This is a genomic window from Paraburkholderia sp. BL9I2N2 (assembly GCF_004339745.1).
Lineage (GTDB): Bacteria > Pseudomonadota > Gammaproteobacteria > Burkholderiales > Burkholderiaceae > Paraburkholderia.
Genome location: NZ_SMGP01000001.1, coordinates 782,559 through 794,821 on the forward strand (window position 1 = coordinate 782,559; position 12,263 = coordinate 794,821).

Annotated in this window: 11 protein-coding genes; 9 read left to right on the forward strand and 2 right to left on the reverse strand. The window is 63.3% G+C overall.

Annotated elements, in window-relative coordinates; translation table 11 throughout:
* The first annotated feature begins 156 nt into the window (after nucleotides 1-156).
* The 3 genes from B0G74_RS03645 (at nucleotide 157) to B0G74_RS03655 (ending at nucleotide 5,106) form a co-directional block, all read left to right on the forward strand.
* Complete coding sequence (locus tag B0G74_RS03645) at nucleotides 157-2,094, forward strand: MFS transporter (protein ID WP_132373687.1); 1,938 nt, start codon at nucleotides 157-159, stop codon at nucleotides 2,092-2,094.
* Nucleotides 2,095-2,473: 379 nt separating this feature from the next.
* Nucleotides 2,474-3,574: a chorismate synthase gene (gene aroC, locus B0G74_RS03650; RefSeq protein WP_132373688.1), complete on the forward strand. Its 1,101-nt coding sequence runs from the start codon at nucleotides 2,474-2,476 to the stop codon at nucleotides 3,572-3,574.
* Nucleotides 3,575-3,627: 53 nt separating this feature from the next.
* Nucleotides 3,628-5,106 carry a tetratricopeptide repeat protein gene (locus B0G74_RS03655; protein WP_132373689.1) on the forward strand — a complete coding sequence of 493 codons (1,479 nt, stop codon included), beginning with the start codon at nucleotides 3,628-3,630 and terminating at the stop codon, nucleotides 5,104-5,106.
* Nucleotides 5,107-5,169: 63 nt separating this feature from the next.
* Here the strand turns inward: B0G74_RS03655 and B0G74_RS03660 are convergent, their stop codons facing one another.
* Nucleotides 5,170-6,843: an electron transfer flavoprotein-ubiquinone oxidoreductase gene (locus tag B0G74_RS03660; RefSeq protein WP_132373690.1), complete on the reverse strand. Its 1,674-nt coding sequence runs from the start codon at nucleotides 6,841-6,843 to the stop codon at nucleotides 5,170-5,172.
* Nucleotides 6,844-7,030: 187 nt separating this feature from the next.
* Between B0G74_RS03660 and B0G74_RS03665 the strand changes: the two genes are divergently transcribed.
* Nucleotides 7,031-7,807 carry an SDR family oxidoreductase gene (locus B0G74_RS03665; RefSeq protein ID WP_132373691.1) on the forward strand — a complete coding sequence of 259 codons (777 nt, stop codon included), beginning with the start codon at nucleotides 7,031-7,033 and terminating at the stop codon, nucleotides 7,805-7,807.
* 185 nt (nucleotides 7,808-7,992) lie between these two features.
* Complete coding sequence (locus B0G74_RS03670) at nucleotides 7,993-8,424, forward strand: thioesterase family protein (RefSeq protein ID WP_132373692.1); 432 nt, start codon at nucleotides 7,993-7,995, stop codon at nucleotides 8,422-8,424.
* Between the two features lie 45 nt (nucleotides 8,425-8,469).
* Here the strand turns inward: B0G74_RS03670 and B0G74_RS03675 are convergent, their stop codons facing one another.
* Nucleotides 8,470-9,015: a LuxR C-terminal-related transcriptional regulator gene (locus tag B0G74_RS03675; RefSeq protein ID WP_132373693.1), complete on the reverse strand. Its 546-nt coding sequence runs from the start codon at nucleotides 9,013-9,015 to the stop codon at nucleotides 8,470-8,472.
* Nucleotides 9,016-9,259: 244 nt separating this feature from the next.
* On the opposite strand from B0G74_RS03675, the gene B0G74_RS03680 reads away from it, so the two are divergent.
* The 4 genes from B0G74_RS03680 to B0G74_RS03695 all read left to right on the forward strand — a co-directional run bounded on the left by B0G74_RS03680 (nucleotide 9,260) and on the right by B0G74_RS03695 (nucleotide 12,236).
* Nucleotides 9,260-9,964, forward strand: coding sequence for a CoA transferase subunit A (locus B0G74_RS03680; protein WP_028200192.1), 705 nt, complete (start codon nucleotides 9,260-9,262; stop codon nucleotides 9,962-9,964).
* Between the two features lie 2 nt (nucleotides 9,965-9,966).
* Nucleotides 9,967-10,608: a CoA transferase subunit B gene (locus B0G74_RS03685; RefSeq protein ID WP_132373694.1), complete on the forward strand. Its 642-nt coding sequence runs from the start codon at nucleotides 9,967-9,969 to the stop codon at nucleotides 10,606-10,608.
* A 276-nt stretch (nucleotides 10,609-10,884) separates the two neighbouring features.
* The gene (locus B0G74_RS03690; RefSeq protein WP_132373695.1) at nucleotides 10,885-11,799 is read left to right on the forward strand and encodes an alpha/beta hydrolase; all 915 of its coding nucleotides are present in this window, start codon (nucleotides 10,885-10,887) and stop codon (nucleotides 11,797-11,799) included.
* 83 nt (nucleotides 11,800-11,882) lie between these two features.
* Nucleotides 11,883-12,236, forward strand: coding sequence for a RidA family protein (locus B0G74_RS03695; RefSeq protein ID WP_132373696.1), 354 nt, complete (start codon nucleotides 11,883-11,885; stop codon nucleotides 12,234-12,236).
* The last annotated feature ends 27 nt before the right edge of the window (nucleotides 12,237-12,263 follow it).

The window sequence follows — 12,263 nt, forward strand, 5'->3', positions numbered from 1 at the left end:
ATCCGGTCCTTGGGCTGGCTTGATGCCAAGGCCGGTGCGAACTCGCGTGATCGCTTTGCAGTCCGGCGCCGTGTGCCGCCCGCTGACACGCCCGCGCGCGACACCGCGCATGGTGCTTTCTTCTTTGTCGTTCTTTTAGCCTGTTCACGGAACTTCATGAGCGATCGTCCGTTACCTGCCGCCCGCCGCGCCGCCCGTCAACAAGAAGCGCACGAATCCCAGTTCCGGCTGCTCGGCCAGCGTCGCTTCGCGCCGTTTTTCTGGACCCAGTTCCTCGGCGCGATGAACGACAACGTGTTCAAGATCGGCTTCACGTCGCTCGTCACGTATCAGGCGGCGCGCTTTTCCGGAGTCGATCCGAAAACGGCAGCGTTCCTGATCTCGGCCATCTTCATTCTGCCGTTTGTGCTGCTGTCGGCCACCTCAGGCCAGATCGCCGACAAGTACGACAAGGCGATGCTCACGCGCTTCGTCAAGAGCTTCGAAATCGTGGTGATGCTGATCGGCGGCGCGGGTTTCTGGCTGCATAGCGCACCGCTTTTGTACCTGTGCACGTTTCTGATGGGCGTCCATTCCACCGTGTTCGGACCGGTCAAATACTCGTACCTGCCGCAGCATCTGTCGAAGGCAGAACTGGTCGGCGGTAACGGCATGGTCGAAATGGGCACCTTCGTGGCGATCCTGATCGGCACGATCGTCGGCGGCGTGGGCGCCGGTTTCGTCGAACACGGCGCAGTGGTGCTCGCCTGCGCGTGCGTCGCGATCGCGGTTGTAGGGCGCGCGGTGTCGAGCTTCGTGCCGCTCACGCCGGCGCCGCAAGCCGATCTGCGCATCAACTGGAATCCGGTCAGCGAAACGTGGCGCAACCTCAAGCTGGCGCACGAAAACCGCACCGTGTTTCTGAGTCTGCTCGGCATTTCCTGGCTGTGGTTCGTCGGCGCGATCTTCCTGTCGTCGTTTTTCAGCTTCGCGAAAAATGTGCTGTCCGCCGATCCGGACGTCGTGACCGTCCTGCTCGGCACCTTCTCGATCGGCATCGGCCTTGGCTCGCTGATGTGCGAAAAGCTCTCGAAGCGGCGCATCGAAATCGGCCTCGTGCCGCTCGGCTCGATCGGCATGAGCGTGTTCGCGATCGATCTGTTTTTCGCGAGCCACGCACTGCCGCTGCAGGGGCATCTGCTGAGCGTCGGCGAGTTCATCGTGCGGCCGGCCCACTGGCGCGTGCTGGCCGATCTGTTCCTGCTCGCCATGTTCGGCGGCCTCTACAGCGTGCCGTTGTATGCGCTGATCCAGAGCCGCAGCCAGCCGAGCCACCGTGCGCGGATCATCGCGGCGAACAATATTCTGAACTCGCTGTTCATGATCGTTTCGTCGCTGATGGCCGTCGCCCTGACCTCGGCGGGCTTCAGCATTCCGGCGATTTTCCTCGTCACCGCGCTGCTCAATATCGTCGTGGCGACCTACATCTACTCGCTCGTGCCGGAATTTCTGCTGCGCTTCATCGCCTGGGTGCTGGTGCACACGTTCTACCGGATTCGCCTCGTGCATGCCGAGCGGATTCCGGATGAGGGCGCGGCCGTGCTCGTGTGCAACCACGTGAGTTTCGTGGACGCGATCGTCATCATGGCCGAGAGCCCGCGGCCGATCCGTTTCGTGATGGACCACCAGATCTTCAAGACGCCGTTCGCCGGCTGGGTGTTCCGTCACGCGAAGGCGATTCCGATCGCGCCGGCGCATCAGGATGCGCAGATGCTGACGCGCGCCTATGAGCGCTGCGCGCAGGCGCTTGCCGAAGGCGAACTGGTTTGCATCTTTCCGGAAGGCAAGCTCACCCGAACCGGCGACATGAGTCCGTTCCGTCACGGCGTGACCGAGATCATCCGGCGCACGCCGGCGCCGGTCATCCCGATGGCGCTGCGCGGCCTGTGGGGCAGCGTATTTTCGCGCGCCAACGACGCGCGCTGGCCGCGGCCGATTCATAAGGGCGTCATGAGCCGTCTGACGCTCGCGGTAGGGGAGCCAATCGAGCCGGCGTTGGCGACGCCCGAAAAGCTGCAGGACATCGTCGCCGAGTTGCGCGGGGCGCGGAAGTAGCGCGGCAAGGGTGCCGAAGTTCGGTAGCGGCACCACGGGAACCGAAAACGTGACCGCACGGGCATAGAGAGCTTGCGAAAGGTGGCGGCATGACCGCGCGGCTAGGGCAGGCGGTGCGCAATATCGGCATGGAAGTTCCCGCCTTGCGATGTTTTGCGCCCCCGCCAGCTGCGTGACTGACCAGGCAACAGGCGACGCAAGTGTCTTGGGCGACTATTCCTACCCGACACAGCGTACGTCCTGACAAGCCGGGTGATCCGTCAGGAAGCGGCCGCGCATGCACACCCTGGCCGATCGGCCAAAACGACCGCGCGGCGCGGTCCAGCCGCCACGAGGCTGGCATAATACTGCTTTCCCCGCATTTCTTTGGACGACGCCCATGTCCGGCAACACGCTCGGTACGCTTTTCACTGTCACGACCTTCGGCGAATCGCACGGCCCCGCTATCGGCTGCGTGATCGACGGCTGCCCGCCGGGCATGGCGCTCAACGAAGCCGACATCCAGTTCGAACTCGACCGCCGCAAGCCCGGCACGTCGCGCCACGTCACGCAGCGCCAGGAAGAAGACAAGGTCGAGATCCTGTCGGGCGTGTTCGAAGGCCAGACCACCGGCGCGCCGATCGCGCTTATGATCCGCAACACGGACCAGCGCAGCAAAGACTACGGCAATATCGCCGACACGTTCCGCCCGGGCCATGCCGACTACACCTACTGGCAGAAATACGGCATCCGCGACTATCGTGGCGGCGGCCGTTCATCGGCACGTCTCACGGCGCCGACGGTGGCCGCGGGCGCGGTCGCCAAGAAGTGGCTGCGCGAGAAGTTCGGCACCGAGATTCGCGGTTATATGGCCGCGCTCGGCGAGGTCGACGTGCCGTTCGTCGACTGGGTGCACGTGCGCGAGAACCCGTTTTTTGCGCCCAACGCGGAGATCGTGCCGCAACTCGAAGCGTATATGGACGCGCTGCGCAAGGAAGGCGACTCGATCGGCGCGCGCATCAACGTTGTGGCGTCCGGCGTGCCGGTCGGCCTCGGCGAGCCGCTGTTCGATCGTCTCGACGCGGACATTGCGCACGCCATGATGGGCATCAACGCGGTGAAGGGCGTCGAGATTGGCGCGGGCTTCGCCAGCGTCGCGCAACGCGGTTCGGTGCATGGCGACGAATTGACGCCGGAGGGCTTCGTCGGCAATCACGCAGGCGGTGTGCTCGGGGGTATTTCGACGGGACAGGACGTGACGGTATCGATCGCGATCAAACCGACGTCGAGCATTCGCACGCCGCGTCGCTCGATCGACAAGGCGGGGCAACCGGTCATCGTCGAAACGTTCGGACGGCATGACCCGTGCGTCGGCATTCGCGCCACGCCGATCGCCGAATCCATGCTCGCGCTGGTGCTGATCGACCATGCGCTGCGCCATCGCGCGCAATGCGGCGACGTCGCCGTCAGCACGCCGAAGATCGCGGCGAGCGCGCCTTAACGGGCCTGTTTCAGGCGTCTCTGTACCTGTTCTGCGTGAGCAGTGCCGTCTCTATGACCGATCTCAATTTCGGGCCGTCAGCGCGCCACCTCGCGGGCCTGCGTGCGCGTGCCGCCGCGCCCGATGCCGCCGCCGGCGAGTGCCTGGCGTTCGGTCAGGCGCTGTTGCAACACGCCGGCCGTGACAAGGCGAACCAGCGCGAGGCACTTGCTGCACTGGTGCGCGCCTATCAACTCGATCCTTCCTGCGAACCCACGCTGCTGCATACGATTGCGCAAACGGCCTTCGTGCTGCGCGACTGGGCGCTGGTCGACTCGGCCACCGGCCTGCTGCTCTCGCGCGATGCCGAAGACGCCAACGCGCTGATCTGGCGCGCGGCGGCCGTTCAGCAACGTGACGACTTCGCCGCGGCCGAGGCGCTGTTGCGTGAAGCGGTGCGTGTCGTTCCCGGCAATCCGGTGGCGCTTCACAAGCTGGCGTTGTGCATCAAGGAGCAGGCGCGGTTCGGCGAGGCCGAGGCGTTGCTGCGGCAAGTCCTGACGCTCTCGCCGGATAACGCCCATGCATTGTTCGATCTGTCGGAACTCGAGATTCGCAGCGGACGTTTTGCCGATGGCTGGGCGCATTACGAGTCGCGCATCGCGTTTGCCGCAGGCGAACTGAATAACGCGCAGCAGGCGCTCGCGGCGATCAGCGCGCATTGGCAGGGCGAATCGCTTGCGGGCAAAACGTTGGTGGTCTACGGCGAGCAAGGCAATGGCGATTGCCTCTGGGCGGTGCGCTTTCTGCCGCTGCTGGCCGAGCGGGCGGGGCGCGAGGGCGGCCGGGTGATTTTCGGCCATGACGGACCCTTGCGGCATTTATTCGAACGGATGCTGCCCACCGATTTGCCTCTCGAAACGAGCCTGGAGACACAGCCGGATTTTCACTGCGGGTTGATGAGCCTGCCGCTGCGGCTCGGTGTTTTCGACGCAACGGGATGGGGCGCGCCGTACCTAACGGCCGACCCGGCGCGTGAGCAGACATGGCGCGAACGAGTCGAAGCGCACACGGCCGGCAAGCGAGGCAACCGCAAGGTCGGGCTGGTGTGGAACGGCAATCCGGACCATGTTCGCGACATGCGGCGTTCGGTGCCCGTCGAGCAAATCGAACCGCTGTTGAACGTACCTGGCGTGAGCTACTTTGCGTTGTCGCCGGGGCGCGGGGAGACGGTCGCGCAGTGGCGCGCCAAGGGTCTCGACGTCGTGGATCTGACGCATCATTTTCAGTCCGGCTTCGACGATGTCGCGGCGTTGCTGACGAATCTGGATATGGTGGTCACGATCGACAGCGGGCCCGTGCATCTGGCGGGAGCGCTCGGCGTGCCGACCTGCTTGATGATCGATCACGTGTCCGCCTGGTTCTGGGGCGATGGCTCGACGGAGACGGCGTGGTACGACTCGGTTGAACTGGTTCGACAGCCGCGCGTCGGCGACTGGGCGCCCGTCGTGGCGAAGGTGCGCGAGCGGATTGAAGCGGTGGGGCGGCGTTGAGTTTTTTGCCTTCACAGCGCGAGCATTCAGAAGCAGGCGCTGCGAAGACAAGTGAAGCATCGATCACATGTTCGGATAGTTCGGACCGCCGCCACCTTCAGGCGTGACCCACACGATGTTCTGCGTCGGGTCCTTGATATCGCAGGTCTTGCAGTGCACGCAGTTCTGCGCGTTGATCACGAGGCGCTCGCTGCCGTCGTCATTCTTCACGAACTCGTACACGGCCGCCGGGCAATAACGCGATTCCGGACCGGCATAGGTCTGCCAGTTCACGTTCACCGGCACCGACGGATCTTTCAGCGTCAGGTGCGCCGGCTGGTTTTCCTCGTGATTCGTGTTCGAGATGAACACCGAGGACAACCGGTCGAACGTGAGCTTGCCATCCGGCTTCGGATAAGTGATTGGCTTGCACTGCGATGCGGGCTTCAGCATTTCGTGATCCGAATGCTGGTGATGCAGCGTCCACGGCACATTGCCGCCCAGCAGCTTCTGCTCGATGCCGACCATCAGCGTGCCGAGGTACAGGCCCTTGCTCATCCACTGCTTGAAGTTGCGCGCGCGATGCAGTTCGGTGTGCAGCCACGAGGTCTTGAAGCTCTCCGGATACGCCGTCAGTTCATCGTTCTGACGCCCAGCCTGCACAGCGTCGAACGCCGCTTCAGCGGCCAGCATGCCGGTCTTGATCGCCGCATGCGAACCCTTGATCCGCGATGCGTTCAGGAAGCCCGCATCGTCGCCGACCAGCGCGCCACCCGGAAACACCAGTTTCGGCAGCGACATCAGGCCGCCGGCGGTAATCGCCCGCGCGCCATATGACACACGCTTGCCACCTTCGAGCACCGCGCGGATCGCCGGATGCGTCTTGTAGCGCTGGAATTCCTCGAACGGCGACAGGTACGGATTCGTGTAGCCGAGGCCCACCACGAAACCCACCACCACCTGGTTGTTATCCATGTGATAGAGGAACGAGCCGCCGTAGGTGTCGTTCTCGAGCGGCCAGCCGGCGGTGTGCATCACCAGACCCGGCTTGTGCTTCGACGGATCGATTTCCCACAGTTCCTTGATGCCGATCCCGTAGACCTGCGGATCGGCGCCTTCGCGCAGCTTGAATTTGTCGTTCAGCTGGCGGCCGAGGTGCCCACGCGCGCCTTCGCAGAACAGCGTGTACTTCGCGTGCAGTTCCATGCCGAGCTGGAAGTTTTCGGTCGGCTCGCCGTCCTTGCCGATACCGAGATTGCCAGTCGCGACGCCCTTAACCGAACCGTCATCGTTGTAGAGGATCTCAGCAGCAGGAAAGCCTGGGAAAATCTCGACACCCAGCGCCTCAGCCTGCTGACCCAGCCAGCGCGTGACGTTCGCGAGACTGATCACATAGTTGCCGTGATTCTTGAAATTGTCCGGCAGCGCCCAGGTCGGCACGCTCTTCGAACCGGTTTCCGTCAGGAACAGGAATTTGTCCTCGGTCACGTCCACCGTCAGCGGCGCGCCTTTTTCCTTCCAGTCAGGGACCAGCTCGTTCAAAGCGCGCGGATCCATCACCGCGCCCGACAGGATATGCGCCCCGATCTCCGAGCCTTTTTCCAGTACGCACACGCCAAGCTCGACGCCTTTTTCCGCCGCCAGCTGCTTCAGGCGGATCGCCGCGGACAGGCCAGCCGGGCCGCCGCCGACGATCACGACGTCGTATTCCATCGACTCGCGCGGACCGTACTGCTCAATGAGACTTGCGGGGGTCATTGATGCTCCTCTTACCGTTAGAATGCTTTTTTCGGGTTCGTATTGTGGGCGATGCACACCCGCACTGCAACCAGATGAGCACAGATTAGCACGATCGTTCTATTTTTATGATACGGTATGACCCGTAGTGACGGTCTTACCGCACCCGTCAACCGCATCTGTAACAACAACCGAACAAGGAACGACAATGGGCCGTTCGATCAATCTGGAAGGCAAGGTCGCGCTGATCACCGGCGCCTCGAGCGGGTTGGGAAAGCGCTTTGCTCAAGTGTTGTCGCAGGCGGGCGCCAAGGTCGTGCTGGCGAGCCGGCGGACCGAGCGTCTGAAGGAATTGCGCGCCGAGATCGAGGCGTCCGGCGGCGCGGCGCACGTCGTTTCGCTCGACGTGACCGACTACCAGAGCATCAAGTCGGCCGTCGCCCATGCGGAAACCGAGGCCGGCACGATCGACATCCTTGTGAACAATTCGGGCGTGTCGACCACGCAGAAGCTCTCGGAGGTCACCCCCGCCGACTTCGAATACGTGTTCGATACCAACACGCGCGGCGCGTTCTTCGTCGCCCAGGAAGTCGCCAAACGCATGATCATGCGCGGCAACAACGCGCAGAAACCGTCGTACCGGATCATCAATATCGCGTCGATGGCCGGCTTGCGCGTGCTGCCGCAGATCGGCCTGTATTCGATCAGCAAGGCGGCTGTCGTGCATATGACGAAAGCCATGGCGCTGGAGTGGGGCAAACACGGCATCAACGTGAACGCGATCTGCCCGGGCTATATCGACACGGAGATCAACCACCATCACTGGTCGACTGAGCAAGGGCAGAAGCTCGTGTCGATGCTGCCGCGTCACCGAGTCGGCAAACCGGAAGATCTGGACGGACTCCTGCTGCTGCTGGCCGCCGACGAATCGCAGTTCATCAACGGCTCGGTGATTGCCGCCGACGACGGATTCGGGCTCTCCTGAGCGCAAGACGGCGCAGCCGGCGCTTGCGTTTCAGGTCTTGCCCGCCGGATTAGCGTCCGTTCGAAGAAACTGTTTTACGCGCTCCGGCCTTTCCTGCGCCTGAAGGCGCGCGCTATGTTGATGTTTGTCTCTACGCCGGGTCACGCGCCGGCTTCAACCTGGTTTCAATCCGATAAAGAAGTACGATGAGCGATTTTCACGCAGTTTTCGAGATGTCGATGCCGATCCGCTGGGGCGACATGGACGCCTTCGGCCATGTGAACAACACGGTCTATTTCCGCTACATGGAGCAGGTGCGGATTTCCTGGTTCGAACAGCTGGGCCTGGCCGGCAGCAACGCCGACGGGCAAGGGCCAGTGATCGTCAATGCGTCGATGGAGTTTCTCAAGCAACTGCATTATCCCGGCGACGTGATCGGGCGGATGACGGTGGCCACGCCCGGCCGCAGCAGCTTCGACACGGGTTTCGAGCTGGTGCGCGCCGACGATCCCAACACCGTCTATGCGCGCGGCGCCGCGCGCTGCGTATGGATCGATTACGCGGCCGGCAAGTCGGTCCCCGTGCCGGACATGCTGCGCGAAACCATCGAGCGTGCCGCGCTGGTCAAGGCGGCCTGAGCGGCGACAGATAGACGAGTCCCGCGCGCTTGCCTGGCGGCGCCTTCAATGCCCGAGCAGGCGCTGCAATAGCTCCGTCGCGTTCCCCGTATCGTATTTGCGCATCAGCCGCGCCCGGTAGACATCGACCGTGCGCGGGCTGATATCCAGCACGCGGCCAATCTGCTTGCTGGTTTTCCCCGTCACCAGTTGCGCGGCGATTTCGCGTTCGCGCGGCGTCAGTTCGACCGCCACGCGGCGCGTCGCGCTCAAGTCCTCGAAGGTCCAGACGCCCGCGGCGTGCGGGTCGGCGCGTTCCTGCGCGCGGCCCGTCACGTGGCACCAGAACAATTCCCCGTTGGCCCGCTTCATGATGCGGTCGTCCGCGTAGCTGCCTTGCGCCGTCATGATCGGCGGAATCCGCGCGCCGATCCGCTCGAATTCGTCCGTCGACGGATACAGCACCTGGAACGACTGGCCGAGCAGCGATTCGCGCGTGCAGCCGAAAATCGACGCGAGCTCGTCATTACAGTCTTCGATAATCCGTTCGCGCGACAGCACGAGTCCGATCGGAGCGAGGTGGAACGCGGTTTGGTAATCCAGTGCGGGCATGGGCTGGCGGCAAGTACTTATGTATTTTTGCGTATTGTGCCGCATGGCGCGCCCAGCGTACTCTTTCGAGCACATGACAACGCGGCGAAGCTGTCCGCGGCGGGCATTTGCACGATGCGCAGGGAAACCTGGGCGCACAGCCCGCCGGGGATGACTAGAATGACGTGTCGGGCTCAGGCTCGCGCAACGTCGTACCAGCCGCAACGATCCGAATTCGGGTTTCCATAAAGGAAGGGACATACTGATGAACAAGGTCTATCCAGGCGCCGCCGAGGCGCTGAAAGACATCGTCAAGGACGGGCAGACGTTTGCCGTCGGCGGCTTCGGGCTGTGCGGCATTCCGGAGGCGCTGATCGGCGCACTGCGCGATTCGAAGGTGCAGGGCATCACCTGCATCAGCAACAATGCGGGCGTCGACGGCTTCGGCCTTGGTCTGCTGCTCGAAACGCGCCAGGTCAAGAAGATGATCTCGTCGTATGTCGGCGAGAACAAGGAGTTCGAGCGCCAGTATCTGGCCGGTGAACTCGAACTCGAATTCACGCCGCAAGGCACGCTCGCCGAGAAGCTGCGCGCGGGCGGTTCGGGCATTCCGGCGTTTTTCACCAATACCGGCTACGGCACGCTGATTGCCGAAGGTAAGGAAACCCGCCAGTTCGGCGAAAACCACTACGTGCTCGAACACTCGCTGACGGCCGACGTCGCTTTGGTGAAGGCGTGGAAGGCCGACAAATCGGGCAACCTGATCTATCGCCGCACCGCGCGCAACTTCAACCCGATGTGCGCGATGGCCGGCAAGATCACCGTGGCCGAGGTCGAGGAAATTGTCGAAGTGGGCGAACTCGATCCGGACGCGATCCATACGCCTGGCATCTTCGTGCAGCGCATCGTGTTGAATGCGCATCCGGAAAAACGCATCGAACAACGCGTCGTCCGCGCGAAAGGAGACTGATCATGGCATGGACTCGTGACGAAATGGCCGCGCGCGCGGCGAAGGAATTGCAGGACGGCTTTTATGTCAACCTCGGCATCGGCCTGCCGACGCTCGTGGCCAATCACGTGCCGCCGGGCGTCGAAGTGTGGCTGCAGTCGGAAAACGGCCTGCTCGGCATCGGCCCGTCGCCGACCGAAGAGGAAGTGGACGCCGACCTCATCAACGCCGGCAAGCAGACGGTCACCACGCTGCCGGGCTCGTCGATTTTTTCGTCGGCGGATTCGTTCGCGATGATTCGCGGCGGCCACATCAATCTGGCGATTCTCGGCGCGATGCAGATCAGCAAGAAGGGCGATCTGGCCAACTGGATGATCCCGGGCAAGATGATCAAGGGCATGGGCGGCGCGATGGATCTGGTCGCGGGCGTCAAACGCGTGGTCGTGCTGATGGAGCACGTCGCGAAGGGCGACCAGCACAAAATCCTCGAAGAATGCACGCTGCCGCTTACGGGCGTGGGCGTGGTCGATCAGATCATTACGGATCTCGGCGTGATCGACGTCACGGACGACGGGCTGAAGGTGACCGAATTGGCGCCTGGCGTGAGCGTCGACGAAATCAAGGCGAAGACGGGCGCGCCGCTCGATGTGAGCGCGGTGAGTTAAATGGCGTGCAATGAGGCCGTCTGAGGCTGGTTGAGGCTGATGTGTGGCCGATCCGGCTGGTGTGAGCGGCAGGCGGCCGCAAGGCGGTTCCGAGGCGGGCGAGGCGTGAGTCTCGCCCGTTTTGTTTTCTGCGGAGCACTTCGTTCAGATGCGTCCTATGCCTTTCGGCCGACTCTTGCCGCGCGGCAAAGCGGTTTACAATCGTTTGAAGATTGGACGCATATCGATCCCTGCTGTGCCCAAGCCAAATCCGCAGCGCTTTTGCAAGGAACCCAGATGACCGAAATCACGTCGGCTTCCACCGCCGGGCGGCTCGCGCCGCGTCAACGCTACGTGCAGTGCGCGAGCGCCGGTGGCTTGCACCGCATCGCCTACACCGAGTGGGGCGACCCGGCCAATCCGCGCGTGCTGCTGTGCGTGCACGGCTTGACTCGCTCAGGGCGCGATTTCGACCGCCTCGCGGAGGAATTTGCCGGCACTTACCGCGTGGTGTGTCCGGATGTCGCGGGGCGGGGCTTGTCATCGTGGCTGGCCAACCCCAACTTGTACATGGTGCCGCAATACGTTGCCGACATGGTCACGCTGATCGCGCGGCTGAATGTCGAAACAGTCGACTGGTTCGGCACGTCGATGGGCGGCCTGATTGGGCTTGGGCTCGCCGGTCTGCCGGAAACGCCGATCCGCAAGATGTTGTTGAACGATGTCGGTCCGCATCTGGAGCCGGCCGCGGTGCAGCGCATCGGCGACTATCTCGGCAAGCCGGTGCAGTTTGAAACACTGCAGCAAGGCATCGACTACGCGGCCTTGCTAGCGCAGACTTTCGGCCCGCTCACGCCGGACGAGTGGCGCGAGATCAACACGCCGCTTCTGCACGAGCAGGGCGGCAAGTGGCTGTTCCGTTACGACCCGCGTATCGCGCAGCCCTTTACCGCGGCCACCGAGGAAGCGTCCAAACTCGGCGAGGCCGCGTTGTGGCATTCGCTGGCGTCGTTCCAGGGGCCGGTGCTGGTGGTGCGCGGCGAGCTATCCGATCTGCTCTCGCGTGAAACCGTCGCGAAGATGGTCGAGACCGGGCGCGCGGTGTCGAGTGCGGAAATCCCAGGCGTTGGGCATGCGCCGGCGTTTTTGTCGGCCGATCAGATCGACATCGCCAGGCAGTTCTTTATCGGACCGGCCGCCGACGCGTCATAATATGCAGTTCCGCGCCGCGTCCTTGACGGGGCCCGATGCGGAACGCATCTCCGATCAATTTTCAAACCAACTCAGGATTCGTCATGGCAGTCATTCGTCACCACGTCGGCAAGCGCCTCTCGGAAATCGCCGTGCACAACGGCACCGTGTACCTCGCGGGCCAGATCGCCGAAGACGCGGATCAGGACATCACGGGTCAGACGCGCGAAGTGCTCGGCCACATCGACCGTCTGCTGGGCGAAGTGAACAGCGACAAGTCGCATTTGCTGTCGGTGCAGATCTACATCGCGGACATGGTGCATTTCGCCGACATGAACGCCGTGTGGGACGAGTGGGTCGCGCAAGGCGCCACGCCGCCGCGCGCTACCGTCGAAGCGAAGCTCGCCAATCCGAAATGCCTGGTCGAAATCTGCGTGGTCGCTGCACAGCGCAGCTAAGCGGGCACGTGTTGTTGAAATTCCGTT